The 17,340-nt window shown below is 58.6% G+C and carries 20 protein-coding genes; 3 read left to right on the top strand and 17 right to left on the bottom strand.

Translation table 11 applies throughout. The features are described 5' to 3' along the window. Window positions 1-5: 5 nt before the first annotated feature. The 14 genes from rodZ to trmJ all read right to left on the bottom strand — a co-directional run bounded on the left by rodZ (window position 6) and on the right by trmJ (window position 12,695). Entirely contained in the window at window positions 6-974 is a 969-nt protein-coding gene (gene rodZ / locus NOM06_RS05745) for a cytoskeleton protein RodZ (RefSeq protein ID WP_128815429.1), read from the bottom strand. Further along, a complete protein-coding gene (tapF, locus tag NOM06_RS05740; RefSeq protein WP_085943024.1) occupies window positions 964-1,755 on the bottom strand; it encodes a PilW family type IVa pilus biogenesis/stability lipoprotein TapF in 792 nt (263 codons plus the stop codon). Before tapF ends, rodZ begins: the two co-directional genes overlap by 11 nt. Before the next feature lie 11 nt (window positions 1,756-1,766). Continuing rightward, window positions 1,767-2,870 (bottom strand): bifunctional tRNA (adenosine(37)-C2)-methyltransferase TrmG/ribosomal RNA large subunit methyltransferase RlmN, encoded by a 1,104-nt coding sequence (locus tag NOM06_RS05735; protein ID WP_005344856.1) that lies wholly within the window; start codon window positions 2,868-2,870, stop codon window positions 1,767-1,769. 167 nt (window positions 2,871-3,037) lie between these two features. Further along, window positions 3,038-3,466 carry a nucleoside-diphosphate kinase gene (gene ndk, locus NOM06_RS05730; RefSeq protein WP_005333805.1) on the bottom strand — a complete coding sequence of 143 codons (429 nt, stop codon included), beginning with the start codon at window positions 3,464-3,466 and terminating at the stop codon, window positions 3,038-3,040. A gap of 267 nt (window positions 3,467-3,733) precedes the next feature. Beyond that, window positions 3,734-5,017, bottom strand: a complete 1,284-nt coding sequence (gene pepB, locus NOM06_RS05725) for an aminopeptidase PepB (protein WP_005359802.1) — start codon at window positions 5,015-5,017, stop codon at window positions 3,734-3,736. Next, entirely contained in the window at window positions 5,014-6,318 is a 1,305-nt protein-coding gene (gene pepB / locus NOM06_RS05720; RefSeq protein WP_255910375.1) for an aminopeptidase PepB, read from the bottom strand. The genes pepB (NOM06_RS05725) and pepB (NOM06_RS05720) overlap by 4 nt, the downstream gene beginning before the upstream one ends. Window positions 6,319-6,491: 173 nt before the next feature. Then, a complete protein-coding gene (gene fdx / locus NOM06_RS05715; protein WP_005333808.1) occupies window positions 6,492-6,830 on the bottom strand; it encodes an ISC system 2Fe-2S type ferredoxin in 339 nt (112 codons plus the stop codon). A gap of 1 nt (window position 6,831) precedes the next feature. Then, on the bottom strand, window positions 6,832-8,679 hold the full coding sequence (hscA, locus tag NOM06_RS05710) for a Fe-S protein assembly chaperone HscA (RefSeq protein WP_005351033.1): 1,848 nt from the start codon (window positions 8,677-8,679) through the stop codon (window positions 6,832-6,834). 28 nt (window positions 8,680-8,707) lie between these two features. Beyond that, window positions 8,708-9,226, bottom strand: a complete 519-nt coding sequence (gene hscB / locus NOM06_RS05705; protein ID WP_042013204.1) for a co-chaperone HscB — start codon at window positions 9,224-9,226, stop codon at window positions 8,708-8,710. A gap of 118 nt (window positions 9,227-9,344) precedes the next feature. After that, complete coding sequence (gene iscA / locus NOM06_RS05700; RefSeq protein ID WP_043823953.1) at window positions 9,345-9,668, bottom strand: iron-sulfur cluster assembly protein IscA; 324 nt, start codon at window positions 9,666-9,668, stop codon at window positions 9,345-9,347. 15 nt (window positions 9,669-9,683) lie between these two features. Beyond that, the gene (gene iscU / locus NOM06_RS05695; protein WP_005333813.1) at window positions 9,684-10,067 is read right to left on the bottom strand and encodes a Fe-S cluster assembly scaffold IscU; all 384 of its coding nucleotides are present in this window, start codon (window positions 10,065-10,067) and stop codon (window positions 9,684-9,686) included. Window positions 10,068-10,108: 41 nt separating this feature from the next. Further along, a complete protein-coding gene (locus NOM06_RS05690) occupies window positions 10,109-11,323 on the bottom strand; it encodes an IscS subfamily cysteine desulfurase (protein ID WP_255910373.1) in 1,215 nt (404 codons plus the stop codon). Between the two features lie 53 nt (window positions 11,324-11,376). Then, window positions 11,377-11,880, bottom strand: coding sequence for a Fe-S cluster assembly transcriptional regulator IscR (iscR, locus tag NOM06_RS05685; RefSeq protein WP_026035025.1), 504 nt, complete (start codon window positions 11,878-11,880; stop codon window positions 11,377-11,379). A 92-nt stretch (window positions 11,881-11,972) separates the two neighbouring features. Further along, the gene (gene trmJ, locus NOM06_RS05680) at window positions 11,973-12,695 is read right to left on the bottom strand and encodes a tRNA (cytosine(32)/uridine(32)-2'-O)-methyltransferase TrmJ (RefSeq protein WP_255910371.1); all 723 of its coding nucleotides are present in this window, start codon (window positions 12,693-12,695) and stop codon (window positions 11,973-11,975) included. 187 nt (window positions 12,696-12,882) lie between these two features. Between trmJ and NOM06_RS05675 the strand changes: the two genes are divergently transcribed. After that, window positions 12,883-13,299, top strand: coding sequence for a hypothetical protein (locus tag NOM06_RS05675; RefSeq protein ID WP_005359788.1), 417 nt, complete (start codon window positions 12,883-12,885; stop codon window positions 13,297-13,299). Here NOM06_RS05675 and NOM06_RS05670 read toward each other — a convergent pair. Next, complete coding sequence (locus tag NOM06_RS05670; protein WP_005344837.1) at window positions 13,252-13,785, bottom strand: SCP2 domain-containing protein; 534 nt, start codon at window positions 13,783-13,785, stop codon at window positions 13,252-13,254. The genes NOM06_RS05675 and NOM06_RS05670 overlap by 48 nt on opposite strands. Window positions 13,786-13,974: 189 nt before the next feature. On the opposite strand from NOM06_RS05670, the gene NOM06_RS05665 reads away from it, so the two are divergent. Together NOM06_RS05665 and NOM06_RS05660 are read left to right on the top strand one after the other, a co-directional pair. Beyond that, window positions 13,975-14,970, top strand: coding sequence for a peptidase U32 family protein (locus NOM06_RS05665; protein WP_042080116.1), 996 nt, complete (start codon window positions 13,975-13,977; stop codon window positions 14,968-14,970). Between the two features lie 11 nt (window positions 14,971-14,981). Then, entirely contained in the window at window positions 14,982-15,854 is an 873-nt protein-coding gene (locus NOM06_RS05660) for a U32 family peptidase (protein WP_149153155.1), read from the top strand. A gap of 64 nt (window positions 15,855-15,918) precedes the next feature. Here NOM06_RS05660 and nlpI read toward each other — a convergent pair whose 3' ends face one another. Both nlpI and NOM06_RS05650 read right to left on the bottom strand, forming a co-directional pair. After that, entirely contained in the window at window positions 15,919-16,863 is a 945-nt protein-coding gene (gene nlpI / locus NOM06_RS05655; RefSeq protein ID WP_005351017.1) for a lipoprotein NlpI, read from the bottom strand. Window positions 16,864-16,953: 90 nt separating this feature from the next. Beyond that, the gene (locus tag NOM06_RS05650) at window positions 16,954-17,322 is read right to left on the bottom strand and encodes a rhodanese-like domain-containing protein (RefSeq protein ID WP_019446086.1); all 369 of its coding nucleotides are present in this window, start codon (window positions 17,320-17,322) and stop codon (window positions 16,954-16,956) included. Between the last annotated feature and the right edge of the window lie 18 nt (window positions 17,323-17,340).

The raw sequence follows: 17,340 nt of genomic DNA, 5'->3' as shown, positions 1-17,340 counted from the left end.
ACAGATTACTCCTGCGGCAGTGAGAAGCGGGCTGTACGACCGTTGTTGTAACGGCTCATATCAAACGACTGCCCCTTGTAGTCAAGCTTGACGGCCATGGGCGCGCCAATGATGAACTTCAGGGGCTCGGCGCCTTCCAGCACCAGCTCGTCGTTGGCCTTCTTCAGACCACTGAACAGGGTCTTGCCGTTGGCATCCTTCACATCCAGCCAGCAATCGGCGGTGAAGCTCATCTTCAGTTGCGGCGCAGTCGCCGGATCAACGACAGCCTCTTCAGATTCGGTGCCATTGGCGCCGGATACCGCTGCATCGGTCGCAGTGCCGACAGCCGCGCTGACATCGGTCGGGGCAACAGCCGCAGAAGCAGGCGCCAGGGTAGCAGTCGCATCGGAGACCACCGCAGGGGCAGCCACGTCCGTGGCGGCCGGTGCGATGGCAGCACCTTCGGCCGGAGCTGTGTTGATCGCATCGGGCGGCGTGATAGCAGGTTCAGCCGGAGTCGAACCGGTTGCACTCATCTCGGTGGCTGCCAGCGCTTCATCACCGGCGGAGCGGCGTGAAGTACTCTGCCACCACCAGGCGACCGAGAGCGCAATCAACACCAGGATCACCAGCCAGGTCACCACCTTGAGCCGACTGTCGTTGGCTTGCTGGCGGGAGCGACGGGAGAAGCTCTGCATGTCGATATTGTCGGGAGGAGTCAGACCCAGCTTGTCGTAAGCGGCCAGAATGGTCTCGTCGGGGATCCCGACCAGCTTGGCATAGGTACGCAGATAGCCCCGAATAAAGGTATGGGAGGTGTGCTTGTCGTAGGTATCCGATTCGATAGCGGCGATCAGGGTCAGACGAAGGTGAATGCGGGACGCAACCTGTTCTCGTGTCCAGCCAAGCTGTTCACGGGCGTTGCGCAGCAATTGGCCTGGGCCTACTGCCTGGGAGTCGTCTTGGAAATCGTGTTGCTGTTCAATAGTCATTGGCTAAATAACGCTTGGCTTGTTGCGAAGTGGGATATTGCCTTACCAGCTCAGTCCCGAATTGGTGAAGTAATGCCGGCTTGTCCATCGCCTGCGCCAGCCGAAGTCTCAACCAGAGACTCTCCTCGTTCTCGTCTGACACATCGGCAAAACGGGCGAGGTAGGACTGCACATCAGGCAGCTTGCCATCTTTCATGGAAAGCTCGGCCAAGTCCAGCAATAACCCTGGATTGCGGGGATTATACCCCAAGGCCAGGCGATAGTACTCGCCTGCTTTATCATTTCTGCGATTTTGCAGCGCACAAAGTGCCGCATTTTCATAGGTATCGGCAATTTTTACGTAGCCTGGCTGAATAACAGCCTGGTTGAACGCCTGATCTGCCTCGGCATACCTGCCGCGATCACAGAGGAAGGCACCATAGTTGTTCATTGCGTCAGCATTGGACGGATCCATGGCAAGGGCGTTCTTGTAATGGGTCTCGGCTGCCTTGAAATCCCCTACCTTCTGGTAAAAGTAGGCAAAACCGATCTGGATCTGGGGGTTGGAGGGGTCATACTGGAGGGCGCGGTCAAGATTGAACTTGGCCTGCTCGGCGTTGCCCTGACGCAGGTACTGGATACCCAGGTCGAGGCGGGTTTGGGCAGCCGCCTTGAGGTCAGGACCCACTTCACGCTGGGTCGAGTTCTGGCCAGCGTAAGTGGTCTCGGTCACACAGCCTGGCAGCGCGCAGAGCGCTGCCACTACGATCAATGTACGTGTATCCATTCCCTGTCTATACAATGGCTTAGCATTTAAACCATTTTGACGGAAATCCCATCCTGTTGCATCCGATTTTTGATAGTTCGCTTGGTACGGTCAATCACGTCACCCACCAGCTGACCACAGGCGGCATCGATGTCATCACCACGGGTCTTGCGGACAATCACGGTGAAACCGTACTCCATCAACACCTTGGAGAAGCGATCGATACGGCTGTTGCTCGGCTTGCCATAAGGGTTGCCCGGGAAGGGGTTGAACGGGATCAGGTTGATCTTGCTCGGAGTGTCCTTGAGCACCTTGGCCAGCTCGTGCGCATGCTGCATATCGTCATTGATATGATCGAGCAGCACATACTCGACGGTCACCCGGCCACCGTTGGCATTGGATTTGGCCAGGTAACGACGGACACCGGCGAGGAACTCCTCGATGTTGTACTTGTCGTTGATCGGCATGATCTCTGAACGCAACTTGTCGTTCGGGGCGTGCAGGGAGATAGCCAGCGCCACGTCGATCTGGTCGCCCAGCTTGTCCAGCGCAGGTACCACGCCAGAGGTGGAAATGGTCACCCGGCGCTTGGAGATGCCAAAGCCGTAGTCATCCATCATCAGACGCATGGCAGGCACCACGTTAGCGAGGTTGAGCAGCGGCTCGCCCATCCCCATCATCACCACATTGGTGATGGGACGCTTGCCACCGACCACGCGGGCCGCACGCCACACCTGACCGATGATCTCGGAGACTTTCAGATTGCGGTTGAAGCCTTGTTGAGCCGTGGAGCAGAACTTGCACTCCAGCGCACAGCCAACTTGAGAGGAGACGCAGAGGGTTGCGCGGTCATCTTCCGGGATGTAGACGGTCTCGACCTCCTGATCGCCCACCTGCAAGGCCCACTTGATGGTGCCATCGGCAGAGCGCTGCTCGCGGCTGATCTCGGGCGCCTTGATCTCGGCGATCGCCTTGAGGCGCTCTTTGAGCACCTTGTTGACGTTGGTCATCTGATCGAAATCATCACACCCAAAGTGATAGATCCACTTCATGACCTGATCTGCCCGGAATGGCTTCTCGCCCAGTTCGACGAAAAAGGCACGCATGGCATCCCGATCAAGATCCAGCAGGTTGATTTTTGTTTCGCTCATCAATGGCCTCAGTTCAAACACTTCATCAATTATTGGCTGACGACGTCAGGGGGCGGCATTGTACAAATAATGGGTCTGGCTTTCCACCTGGAGAATAGAGGGATATTGCGTAAACGGCGAAAACAACAAAGGGAGCCGAGGCTCCCTTGGGTCATCATCCACAAAAATCAGCCGCGCGGGCAGATCTCGTTGTCAGAGAAGAAGTAGGCAATTTCGCGGGCAGCGGATGCCGGTGCATCGGAGCCATGCACTGCGTTGCGATCGATGCTCTCGGCATAACAGGCACGCAAGGTACCAGCCAGCGCCTCTTTCGGGTTGGTAGCACCCATGATCTCGCGATTGCGACGGATGGCGTCTTCCCCTTCCAGCACCTGCACCATGACAGGGCCAGAGGTCATGAAGCTGACCAGATTGTCATAAAAAGGCTTGCCCTGATGCTCGGCATAGAAACCGGCAGCCTGTTCACTGCTCATGTGCAGCATTTTGGATGCCACCACTTTCAAGCCTGCGCTTTCGAAACGGCTATAGATGGCACCGATCAGGTTCTTGCTGACAGCATCCGGTTTAACGATAGAGAAGGTACGTTCGATGGCCATTGATATCTTTCCTTAACTACAGAGTTTTATTGTTAGAATCCATGTTCGCTGGCGATTATACGTAAACAAAAACCGGAAAAACACACAAACAAGCAACTTTTTATTAAACATCACTCCCTTGCAATCAACATCCACACTCATCTTGACCGAGCAGAGCCGGAAAATATGTGCGCTTGCGCACGATAGTTACCTTAAGCCGCCAAAACCCCATCTTTTGTTCACAATTCGAACAGCATGAAAAAGGCACCCGAAGGTGCCTTGTCTCGCCTATTTGGCTTCCGCCAGCAGGGCCCGCGCTATGGTGCGCATCCCCAGGGTATTAGCTCCCGGCGCCCAGAGGGCATCGCCGTTGTCACTGAAGCAAGCTGCCAGATCGATATGCAACCAGCCCATCCCTTCGTTGGCAACGAAACGGGAGAGGAAACCCGCCGCGTTGGAGGCGCCACCCGGCCCGCCCCCCTTCACCGGACGGCTGTTGGCAGTGTCGGCGTAATGGGAGGGGCACTGCTGGCGGTGCCAGGGCTCCAGCGGCAGCGGCCAGGCAGGCTCATGCTCGGCATCGGCATAGGTCATGGCCCGGCTTACCAGCCCTTTATCGAGGCCAAACAGGGCATTGTAGCGCCCACCCAGCGCCATCACGGCTGCGCCGGTCAGGGTCGCGGCATCGATGATCAGCGGTGCGCCGGACTCGCTCGCCAGTTGCAGGCCGTCGGCCAGCACCAGCCGCCCCTCGGCATCGGTATTCACAATCTCGACCGTGGTGCCGTTCTTGTAGGTGAGGATGTCGCCCAGCTTGTAGGCGTGGCCGGAGACCAGGTTCTCGGCGCAGCAGAGAATAAGCTTCACCCGCTTGTCGAGCCCACGCAGCATGGCCAGCGCCAGCGCACCGGTGACAATCGCCGCGCCCCCCATGTCGCACTTCATGGTGAGCATCCCCTCGGAGCTTTTCATGGAGTAGCCGCCGGAGTCAAAGGTGATCCCCTTGCCCACCAGCGCTGCCGCTACCGGCGCCTTGGGGTCACGCCCCGGGTTGAAGTCGAGCTCCAGCAATACCGGTTCGCGCGCACTGCCGCGGCCCACCTGATAGAGACCGACCCAGCCCGCCTGTTGCAGCGCTTCGCCTTTCAAAATGCGATGACTCACCTTGTCCGGCGCCAGCTCGGTGATAAATGAGGCCGCTTCCACCGCCAGCTCCAGCGGGCCCAACTGCTCCGGGGTGGCATTGGTCATCTCGCGCACCCAGCGGCCGCAGAGCCAACGCGCTTCCAGCTCCTCTCTGTCCTCTTCCGAGGACATGGCCCACTGCAGTTGCACCTCCGCCTTGGGGGTTTGCAGCCCTTGGGCAAAAGCCCACTGCTGTTCACGCTCCCAGTGACCAGCCAGGGTCACTTTCTGGATCCCCTGCTGGCAGAGGCGACGGGCCGCCTGCTGGATATCGAGCAGCGGATTGGCCGTCACCAGATGGATCACCATGCCGTCGGCGCGGTGAGAGAGCAGCGCCCCCTCCCCCCACTCGGCCGGTGCAAATTCACGACTTAACCAGACATTCATGCGGTCACCTCCTGCAGCCAGCGTGCGATGGTGCGCAGACCGTGGCCCTTGGCGCCGGTTGCCCAGAGATCATTGCCCGATTTCTGATAGGAGGCTGCCAGATCCAGGTGCACCCAGCCCTTGCCCTCATCGCGCACGAAGCGGGAGAGAAACGCAGCAGCCGTGGTGGCACCGGCCGTGCCTTCTGCCGAGGCGACGTTGCCCAGATCGGCAAAGGCCGAAGTGAGCTGGCTGGCATGCCAGGGCTCCAGCGGCAGCGCCCACGCCTGCTCGTTTTCCACCTTGGCGGCGGCCAGCGCACGCTGCTGTTCGGTCTCATCGAGGGCAAACACCGCATTGTAGTCGCGCCCCAGCGCCATCTTGGCGGCGCCGGTCAGGGTGGCTGCGTCAAGGATATAAGCCGCACCGCTGTCGGAGGCGGCCATCAGACCATCGGCCAGCACCAGACGACCTTCCGCATCGGTGTTCTGGATCTCGACCGAAATCCCATTCTTGTAAGTGAGGATGTCGCCCAGCTTGAAGGCGTGGCCAGAGACCAGGTTCTCGGCGCAGCAGAGAATGAGCTTCACCCGCTGGTTCAGACCGCGGCTGATAGCCAGCGCCAGCGCACCGGTCACCATGGCAGCGCCGCCCATGTCGGACTTCATCGGCAGCATGTTGTCAGAGGACTTCATGGAGTAGCCGCCAGAATCAAAAGTGATCCCCTTGCCCACCAGCGCCGCCACCACCGGCGCATTGCGATCACCGGTCGGGTTGTAGTCGAGCTCCAGCAGCACCGGCTCGCGCTCGCTGCCACGGCCAACCGACCAGATCCCGATATGGCCGGACTCGCGCAGCGCTTCACCGGCGGTGATGCGGGCAGTGACCTGATCCCCGGCGATACCACGAATGAGCAACAGGGCCGATTCCGCCAAACTCATGGGGTAGATCTCTTCCGGACAGCCATTGGTGATGTCACGTACCCAGCGAGCCGCCTTGAGCAGCGCATCCAGTTCACGGGCTTCCGCGTCGCTCTGCTGGCCGAGATCCAGTTCACGCGCACCCTTGGCGGCGTAGAACCCCTGGGCGAACGCGTAGCGACGCTCCAGATCCCACCCCTCACCGGCCAGCATTACCCGCTTGATCCCGCTCGATTCGAGGCGACGGGCGGCGCGCTGAACGGTGCGCAGAACATCCTTCTGCTGACCGGCGGCACCAAGATGGATCCGTGCCTCGTCGCCATTGAAACTGAGCTGGGCGCCCTCGCCCCAATAGGCGGCCGCAGCCTGGGTGGATAACGCTACCTTCATCATATCAGCCATCGTGTTTGCTTCCTTTTTACTGGCACTATGTATAAGCACTCTTTATGGGAAAGAGCTTATTGGCAAAGAGAGAATAACGAATACAAAAAAGGCCGTGCCCCCGAGGGTCACGGCCTTCCACCATATCACTGAAGCACCACAGGATGCTGCACGTGCAATTCACTCATGTGTAATTAATGGCGTTCAGAGGCAAGGTTCAGGGTGTACTTGGGCAGTTCCACCACCAGATCCTCGTCCGCCAATTTTGCCTGGCAGCTGAGGCGCGATTCCGGCTCCAGCCCCCACGCCTTGTCCAGCATGTCGTCTTCCAGCTCGTCACTTGGCTCAAGCGAGTCAAAGCCCTCGCGCACCACGCAGTGGCAGGTAGTGCAGGCACAGGATTTCTCGCAGGCGTGCTCGATTTCTATACCGTTGCGCAGCGCCACATCCAGAATGGTCTCGCCGCTTTGCCCCTCGAGGGCGGCGCCATCCGGACAGAGTACGGGATGAGGAAGAATGATCAGTTTTGGCATATTACACCTTGTTGACGTTTTGTCCGGTCAGCACCTTGCGGATGGAGGCATCCATCCGGCGGGCTGCAAACTCGCCACTGACAGCATCGGCTGCCTCAATGGCTTCTTTGATTTGATGGGTTGCACCGCTGTTGCGCATGGTCAGCAGATGGGCGATGGCGGCATCAATCTCGGCACGCTCGGCAGCATTAAGCAGGGCATCGCCATCGGCGGCCAGCGCCGCATTGAGACTCTCGACCACCCGGTCGGCTTCAACCTGCTGCTCGGCCAGCATGCGGGCATCCATATCCTGCTGGGCATTCTCGATGGAGGCACTCAGCATGTTGAGGATATCCTGCTCCGCCAGTCCGTAAGAGGGCTTGACCTGGATCTCGGCCTGCACGCCGGAGGATTTCTCCATGGCGCTGACCGAGAGCAGACCATCCGCATCCACCTGGAAGGTGACGCGAATATGGGCGGCGCCGGCTGCCATCGGCGGAATACCAGTCAGGGTAAAGCGGGCCAGGGAGCGGCAATCGGCCACCAACTCGCGCTCACCCTGTACCACGTGAATGGCCATGGCGGTCTGACCATCCTTGAAGGTGGTGAACTCCTGGGCGCGGGCAACCGGGATGGTGGTGTTGCGCGGGATCACTTTCTCGGCTAGGCCACCCATGGTCTCCAGACCCAGCGACAAGGGGATAACGTCCAGCAGCAGCATCTCGGCATCGGGCTTGTTGCCCACCAGAATATCGGCCTGGATGGCGGCGCCAATGGCGACCACTTTGTCCGGATCGATGCTGGTCAGCGGCGTACGCTGGAAGAACTCGCCCACCAGTTCACGCACCAGCGGCACCCGGGTGGAGCCACCGACCATCACCACTTCCAGCACTTCCACCTGCTCGAGACCGGCATCGCGCAGGGCGCGGCGACAAGCCAGCAAGGTCCGTTTCACCAGCGGGGTGATGAGTTCATCAAACTGGCTACGGCTCACTGAACCCTGCCAGCCAGCAAAAGTGCACGCCACCTGCTCGGCATCGGTCAGACCGTGTTTGACGGCAGCGGCCACATCCAGCAGCTCGCGCTGCAGATGGGCATCCAGCTCGCCGGAGAGGCCCGCTTGCTCCTTGATCCAGTCCGCCAGCAGGTGATCAAAATCATCACCGCCGAGGGCCGAATCGCCGCCGGTCGCCATTACTTCAAACACACCGCGGTGCAGACGCAGGATGGAGATATCGAAGGTGCCGCCCCCCAGATCGTAAACCGCGATCACCCCTTCCTGACCGGAGTCAAGGCCATAGGCAATCGCGGCCGCAGTCGGCTCGTTGAGCAGTCGCAGCACGTGCAGACCAGCCAGACGGGCCGCATCCTTGGTCCCCTGACGCTGGGCATCATCGAAATAGGCGGGCACGGTAATGACCACGCCATCGAGATCGCCCCCGAGTGTCTGGGCGCCACGCTCGGCCAGCTTTTTGAGAATTTCGGCCGAGACCTGCACCGGATTGACCAACCCCTGACGGGTTTGCAGTTGCGGCATGCCATTGTCGGCGGCAACAAACTGGTAAGGCTGCTGGCGGGTATCGATATCGGCCAGCGCCTTGCCCATCATTCGTTTGACCGAGACGATGGTGTTGTGAGGATCGAGTGCCGCTTCGCGCTTGGCATCAATCCCGACTCGAATGGCGTCGCTTTGATAGTGCACCACTGACGGGAGCAGGTCGCGCCCTTGCTCATCGCAAAGGGTATCAGCGTGACCGCTGCGAACCGCAGCGACGAGAGAGTTGGTGGTGCCGAGATCGATGCCGACGGCACGTTTGTGCTGATGAGGAACAGCGCTCTGACCGGGTTCGGCGATTTGCAGTAATGCCATGGGTAATGAAACTTCCAGCGTTAAAGGATCAAGACTCGAGAAGCGAGTCTTCGAATCGTTCCAGCTCTTCGAGGAGCTTGTCGACAAACTTGAGTTTGCGAACGCAATCAGCGGCAACGAGATCTTTACCGGCGGCAAGAGACTCGGTCAGCTGCTGCATCAACATCTGGTGATCATGCCTGATCTCGCTGCGAAAATCCTTGATGGCGCGCTCAGGGTCAGCGTCATCTTTCAGATCGGCCAGACGCTCGCGCCACTCCAGCTGCTGCATCAGAAACGCGGTATCTTGCAGGGTCTGCTGTTCACCACGGATATCGGTGCCACGCAGGGAGAGCAGATATTCGGCACGGCGCAGCGGCGCCTTGAGGGTGGTGAATGCTTCGTTGATCTGGGCGGCACGTTGCACCGCAGCCAGCTGCTCCCGTTCGGGGGCGGTGGCAAAACGATCAGGATGGAATTGGGTTTGCAGCTGGCGGTAGGTATCAGCCAACTGACGGGTATCGAGCTCGAAGCCTTCAACCAGCCCAAACAGCTCGAAATGATTCATGCAAACCTCTTGGAAACGTTCGCCACAACCTCACTCGCCCCTGGCAAATGAGATGTGGTTGAACGGGTCATGGACAACCCGCTCAACCACAGACGAAGGATCATTGACGTCAAACATCTCAGACACTGAAGCTTTCGCCGCAACCACACTCGCCTTTGGCGTTGGGATTGTTGAACTGGAAGCCCTCGTTGAGGCCCTCCTTGACGAAATCCAGCTCGGTGCCATCCAGATGGATCAGACTCTTGGCATCAACAATGATCTTGACGCCCTGCTGCTCGAACACCTTATCCTCATCGGTCAGTTCATCAACGAACTCAAGCACGTAGGCCAGACCGGAGCAGCCGGTGGTTTTGACGCCGAGGCGCAGGCCAATGCCCTTGCCCCGGTTAGCCAGAAAAGAGGAAACCCGTGCCGCGGCGGCATCTGTCATGGTAATAGCCATACTGCTCTCCGGCGCTTAGAGACCTTTCTTCTGCTTGTAATCGGCGATGGCGGCCTTGATGGCGTCCTCAGCCAGAATGGAGCAGTGGATCTTCACCGGTGGCAGGGCCAGCTCTTCAGCGATATCTGTGTTCTTGATGCCAGCCGCTTCGTCCAGGGTCTTGCCCTTGACCCATTCGGTCACCAGGGAGCTGGAGGCGATGGCGGAACCGCAGCCGTAGGTCTTGAACTTGGCATCTTCGATGATGCCTTCGTCGCTGATCTTCAATTGCAGCTTCATCACGTCGCCACAGGCGGGCGCACCGACCATGCCGGTTGCAACGCTGGGATCATTCTTGTCGAAACCACCGACGTTGCGAGGATTCTCGTAGTGGTCGATTACTTTTTCACTGTAAGCCATATCTCACTCCTGCTAATTCTGTTGCTCACTGACCAGATAGATCAGTGATGAGCCCATTCGACCGTGTTCAGATCGACGCCGTCTTTGTACATCTCCCACAGAGGGGACATCTCGCGCAGACGACCGATGGAGTCACGAATAAGCTTGACCGCGTAGTCAATCTCTTCCTCGGTGGTGAAGCGACCCATGCTGAAACGGATGGAGCTGTGTGCCAGCTCGTCGTTCAGGCCCAGTGCGCGCAGCACATAGGAAGGTTCCAGGCTGGCGGAGGTACAGGCCGAACCGGAAGAGACTGCCAAATCTTTCAGCGCCATGATGAGGGATTCCCCTTCCACATAGGCAAAGCTGACGTTGAGGTTACCCGGAACACGTTGCTCCAGATCGCCATTGATGTAGACGGCTTCAATATCCTTGATGCCATTCCACAGACGCTGGCGCAGAGCCAAGATGCGCTCGCCTTCACTCACCATCTCTTCTTTGGCGATGCGGAAAGCTTCGCCCATCCCGACGATCTGGTGGGTCGGCAGAGTACCGGAACGCATGCCGCGCTCGTGGCCGCCACCGTGCATCTGGGCTTCCAGACGAACGCGGGGTTTACGGCGAACAAACAGTGCACCGATCCCTTTCGGACCATACACCTTGTGCGCAGAGACGGAGAGCAGATCCACTTTCAGTGCTTCCACATCTACCGGGATCTTGCCCACACTCTGAACGGCATCCACGTGCAGCAGGATCTTGCGGGAACGGCACAACTCGCCGATGGCGACAATGTTCTGAACCACGCCGATTTCGTTGTTCACATGCATGATGCTGACCAGGATGGTGTCATCACGCATGGCATTCTCGATCATCTCGATAGTGAACAGGCCGTTTGGCATCGGCTCAAGATAGGTCACCTCGAACCCTTCACGCTCCAGCTGGCGACAGGTATCGAGCACCGCCTTGTGTTCGGTCTTGGAGGTGATGATGTGCTTGCCCTTGCTGGCATAGAAGTGGGCAACCCCCTTGATGGCTAGGTTGTTGGATTCGGTCGCACCGGAAGTGAAGACGATCTCGCGGGGATCGGCACCGATCAGATCTGCCACTTGATTACGGGCCAGATCCACCGCCTCTTCGGCTTGCCAGCCAAAGCGGTGAGAACGGGAAGCCGGATTGCCGAACAGGCCATCCATGGTGAGACACTGCATCATTTTTTCTGCGACACGCGGGTCCACCGGACAGGTTGCCGAATAATCAAGGTAAATAGGCAGTTTCATGTTTTTCTCCGTCACAGTCCGGGTCATACAGAGTCCCGCTGTGGAAAGCACGTTTATAGTTGGACTTTCAAGCTCACATCGCCGTGTTCTGCCCGATCAACCAGGGACAACACGGTCTTCATTTGTTCATCTTGCTTGCCGGCAATGCGGCGCACATCGGCCTGGCGTACCAGCTCGGCCAGCGTGATATCCCCGAGGAAGCTGGAGATCCTCTCGCTCAGATCGCGCCACAGGGAGTGAGTCAGGCACTGGGTACCGCCGTGGCAACCGCCCTTGCCGAGGCACTTGGTTGCATCGACCGACTCATCGACCGCGGTGATCACCTGACCAACCGAAATCTCGCCTGGGGCCAACCCGAGGCGATAACCACCACCCGGGCCACGCACGCTGCTCACCAGACCATGTTTACGCAGGCGGGCAAAGAGCTGCTCGAGATAGGACAACGAGATGCCCTGGCGCTCGGAAATATCGGCAAGGGGGACGGGCCCCTGCTCTGCATGCAGCGCCACGTCGAGCATGGCGGTTACAGCGTAACGTCCTTTTGAAGTCAGTCTCATGTGCCTTACCGTCTTGCGAAGCAATTTAATGGGGCACATGGTCACATACCCGACCAAATCAGTCAAGTATATGGTTGAGTAAATCAGTCGGATTAATCCGGTACGCGCGCTTTCTGCACCGAGGTCAGAATACCGCGCAGAATGTTGAGCTCCGCCGCTTCCGGCCGAGCCCGATTGAACAGGCGACGCAGCTTGCTCATCACATGACCCGGATGATCATCGGCAATAAAACCGGTCTTCATCAGGGTTTGTTCCAGGTGCTGATAAAACCCTTCCAGCTGGGCGGCACTCGGATAGGCCATCTCCTCTTCAGGCTCGGCGGCCTGCCCCTGCAGCCAGCGCATCCGCACTTCGTAACAGAGGGTCTGCACCGCCATGGCCAGATTGAGGGAGCTGTAATCAGGATTGGCCGGAATGGCCACGTGGTAGTGGCACTTTTGCAATTCGTCGTTGGTGAGACCGGTGCGTTCACGGCCAAACACCAGCGCGACCGGGTGCTGCATCCCCTCATCCACCGACTTTTCGCCGGCTTCACGGGGATCGAGCATGGGCCAGCTCAGGGTTCGAGAGCGGGCGCTGGTGCCAATCACCAGACCACAATCGGCGATCGCGTCATCCAGAGTCGGGACGATACGGGCATTGGCAAGCACATCGCTGGCACCAGCCGCCAGGGCGAAGGCATTGTCATCCGGCAAGGCTTGCGGATCAACCAATACCAGCTGAGTCAAACCCATGGTCTTCATGGCACGTGCCGCAGACCCCATGTTGCCGGTATGAGAGGTGTTTACCAAAACGATACGAATCTGATCCAACATGCCCAGTCAATCTTCAGTCAAAAATGGCGCGCAATTGTAACATAAGAGAACACAATGTTGGCACCGTAAAAGCCGAGCCATTTCAGAACAAAACTACCCGTTTGTATAACAAACCAGCATGAGGGAAGTGAGAGGGGGGGACTAAACTTCATGGATATCCGATAAACGGCACAGGAGACACCGCGCCATGCTTCCTCCCTTTATCTATGAGAGATTGCCCAGCCTCTACCTGCTGGCAGCCATTGCCATTATTACGTTGAGTGATCAGCCCCTGCTCTGGTTTGCAGGCGCCTTGCTGTTTATCGCCGGAGCGGTGACCTGGATGATGCGCTCCAGCTACCGACGCACCGATCTGATTATCTTTCCGAGCAAACGCTGGCTGCAGCCGGAGTGGCTGTATGAAGCGCAGCCCTTCATCTGGCTGGCTGCGGGGCTGGCCATGTCACAGCTGCCCGCCCCTGCGGCACTCATCGCCTTGGTGCCCTGTCTGTGGGCCTGTCGTTGCCTCTGGGCACGGCACCATTATCGTCGCCATGCCCATGGGGTGATTGTCCACTTAAGACGGGATCCCGCCCGGCGCCGTCTGCACCGGAGCCTGCGCTGACTCTGTGCGGGCGCGTTCGATAAACGTTGCCAGATCCATCAGGGGATACTTCATCAGGCTTGGCAAGCCATCGAGATCCAGACTGTCCATCAGGTTTTTCACCTCAAGGCCCAGTTCGGTATCCCCTTCTATCTTCAGCTTGCGCTGGAAAAAGAGCGAGTCTGGATCCTCTTTGCGACCAGCGATGAGGATCAGGTCGTTGGCCGTACCGCTGAAGCAGACATCGGCCTTGTCACACTCGCGAGCTACCACCAGCTGGCCATTCTGCTCACTGATAAACCAGCACAGCTCCAGATCAGAGACTTCGACTTTCAGCCACTTGTCTGCCAGAAACTCGAAATCGCCATCTTCGATAGCCTCTTTGAAAACCCGGGCCAGCAAACTCTCCATCAGCTGCTTTTGCAGATTGAACGGAACCAGCTTGAGGGGGTGGCGCAAGAAGCGCGGAGCCTGTTCGACCAGGCGGCGTTGCAGTTGTTGAAACACGATAGACTCCCTTTTTTGCGCATTCAAACACAGGGAGAGTGGCAAGATCCTGTTGGAAATCAAACTTGTGCAGGGTTACCTCAAGAAGGGTAAAGCCACACAAAGCTGCCTCAGGTCAAAAAGCGGGAGTGCATGGCTGCATACAATCAGGGCTCGTTTGCCCTTCATATGCACTCTCGGAGCGTACCAATGGAATTACTCTGTCCGGCAGGCAGTTTGCCGGCACTGAAAACCGCCGTGGATAACGGGGCCGATGCCGTTTATATCGGTTTCAAGGATGACACCAATGCCCGCCACTTTGCCGGTCTCAACTTTACCGACAGCAAACTGGAGAAGGCGGTGGATTATGTGCATCAACATGGTCGCAAGCTGCATATTGCCATCAATACCTTTGCCCATCCCGGGGCCGATACTCGATGGAAACAGGCGGTTGATCGCGGGGTGGCCCTCGGCGCCGATGCGTTAATCATCGCCGATCTCGCAGTGCTGGAATATGCCAGCCGCCACTACCCCGAGATGGAACTCCATGTCTCGGTGCAGGCCAGCGCCACCAATGCCGCCGCCATTCGCTTCTATCAGCAGCAATTCAATGTCACACGGGTGGTGCTGCCCCGGGTGCTCTCCATGCATCAAGTCAAGCAGCTGGCCCGCGAGACCGATGTTGGCCTTGAGGTATTCGCCTTTGGCAGCCTCTGCATTATGGCCGAGGGGCGCTGCTATCTCTCCTCCTACATGACTGGCGAGAGTCCCAACACCGTCGGCGCCTGCTCACCGGCCAAGTTCGTCCGTTGGGAAGAGACCCCGAACGGCCTTGAGTCGCGGCTCAACGAGGTGCTGATCGACCGCTATGGCCCGGGCGAAAATGCTGGCTATCCGACCCTGTGCAAAGGGCGTTTCGACGTGGATGGCCAGACCTACCACGCACTGGAAGAGCCGACCAGTCTCAACACTCTGGGTCTCCTGCCCGAGCTGTTCAAGACCGGGATCCAGTCGGTCAAGATTGAAGGGCGCCAGCGCAGCCCCGCCTATGTGGAGCAGGTGACCCGGGTGTGGCGTGCAGCCATCGATGCCTATCAGGCCAATCCCGAGGCCTATCAGGTCAAAGCTGAGTGGGATGCCCAGCTCGCCCGCGTCTCCGAAGGTAGCCAGACTACCCTCGGCGCCTACCATCGTCAGTGGCAATAAGGAGTCCACCCATGCAATTTTCTCTCGGGCCTCTGCTCTTCTACTGGCCCAAAGCCGATACCGAATCCTTTTACCATGCCGCTGCCGACAGTCAGGCCGACATCATCTATCTGGGGGAGACCGTCTGCAGCAAGCGGCGCGAACTCAAAGTCGATGACTGGATTGCGCTGGCCCGTCAGGTCGCTAACTCCGGCAAGCAGGTAGTGCTCTCGACCCTCGCCCTTATCTCCGCCCCTTCCGAGCTCAAGGAGGTGAAGCGGCTGGTCGACAATGGCGATCTTATGGTCGAAGCCAACGATCTCGGTACGGTGCAACTCGCCTGGGAGGCAGGGATCCCCTTCGTCTGTGGTCCCGCCATCAACGCCTATAATGCCGATGTGCTGCGCATGCTGCTCAAACAGGGGATGAAACGCTGGGTCATGCCGGTTGAACTGTCCCGTGACTGGCTGATCCAGCTCAATCAGGATCTGGGCACCCTGCGCGACCAATTTGAGGTGGAGGTGTTTGCCTACGGCCATCTGCCGCTCGCCTATTCGGCGCGCTGCTTCACCGCCCGCTCCCTCGACAAACCGAAAGACAACTGCGAGCTCGCCTGCATCAACTACCCCACCGGACGACTGGCCAACAGCCGCGAAGGGCAACGGGTGTTCAATCTCAACGGGATCCAGACCCAGTCCGGTTACTGCTACAACCTGGGTAACGAGCTGGCTGGTATGGAAGGTCTGGTAGATGTGGTCAGGCTTTCGCCGCAAGGGATGGAGACGCTGGAGATGCTGGCCCGCTTCAAAGCCAACCGGCAGGGCCAGGCTCCCCTCTCCTTGCAGCAAGGAAGCGATTGCAACGGCTACTGGCGTCAGATCCCCGGCATGAGCCTGGTGGAGTAAACCCGCCATTCGCCCAACAAAAAGGCCTCATCGCGAGGCCTTTTTACCACTATCTGGCAGTGGTTCAGGAGGGCTGATCACCCTTGTTACGAGCGCTCTGGGCACCTGGCGGCAAGGGCTTGCGCGCCATCAACTCCAGCTCCAGCAGCGCATAGCGGTGCTCGATGAAGTCATAGACGTTGTTAGATAAGGCCAGCTTGAAGTAGCTGATGGCTTCCTTGCGGTTGCCTTTGCCCAACTCGAACTTGCCCAGATAGAAGTAGGTTTCACACAGGCGCTCGGCAAGCTCCCGGTTATCCTTCACCCCTTTCACCACGTTGCCCATCAGCTGGGAAGCGTTGATCTCGCCGGTATAGAGGCGAACCAGATCCCAGTTCCAGGCATCGTCATCGTACTTGTTGAGACGCTCGCGCATCCGGCTCATGGCGGCCGACGGGTCGAGTTTCTGCTCGGCCAGATAGAGCCAGATCACCCGATAGGGGTCTTCCGGCTGCGCCTCGTAGAAACGCTTCATATCGGCCGCGGCCAGCTCGGGACGGTTACCGTAATAGAGGGCGATGCCACGGTTGAGATAGGCATAGTCATAGTCCGGCGCCAGTTCGAGGGCGGAATCGAAGGCATCATAGGCTTCGTCGTAATTCTGCTGCTGTACCAGATAGACGCCGATGAAGTTGTAGGCTTCGGCGAAATCCGGTTTCTCCCGCAGGGCACGGTTGAAATCGAGCCGCGCGAGGGAACGCAGACCAACCCGATCAAACACCACGGCACGCTCATAGAACAACTCTGCCCGTTGCTCGGTGGTCAGTTCCATTTCACTGAGCATCTGCCCGAGTCGGGCGAGCGCCAGCTCACTCTGGTAGGAGACCTGCAGGGGGGTCGCCAACACCAGTGAAGCAGGCTGCGGCTTGGGAACCTTGGGGGTGTTAACCTGACTGCTACTGCTGCAACCCCACATGGGAAGCAACAACAGGATACCGAGGAGGTATCCAATCCCTTTCCTGACGTTCAATGAACACTCCGACGCTTACGCTTGACCCCGCATATGGTAAAGGTCAACTGCCTCTTTGTCATGTAGCTGTGCCCCTCTACCTCAAATAAATCAGGATTCGACAGGGTATCCGGCATCGCACCAACCGCGAAACCCGCCGTCGACGCTGATCACCTTGCGATAACCCATCTGTTGCAGGTTGTCCGCCGCCAGAATTGAGCGAAAACCACCACCACAATAGAGGTAGAGCTCGGTCTCGAGATCCGGGAACTGGGTCTCGATATCCCGCTCAATCACGCCACGACCCAGATATCGGGCACCGGGCAGATGGCCTTTGGCCCACTCGCTCTCTTCCCGCACGTCGATCAGGTGAAACGTGCGCCCTTCGTCCTGCCAGCGCTTGATCTGGTGAACATCGGTTTCGGTGATGCGGGAGCGGATCCCGTCAACCAGCGCCAAAAAACGGGGATTGTGATGCATGACAAACTCCTGTTGTTT

This window comes from Aeromonas sp. JL9 (assembly GCF_024436075.1).
GTDB classification, from domain to species: Bacteria; Pseudomonadota; Gammaproteobacteria; order Enterobacterales; family Aeromonadaceae; genus Aeromonas; species Aeromonas veronii.
Note: the sequence above shows the minus strand (reverse complement) of the source record. Positions and strands in the feature narration are given on the sequence as shown.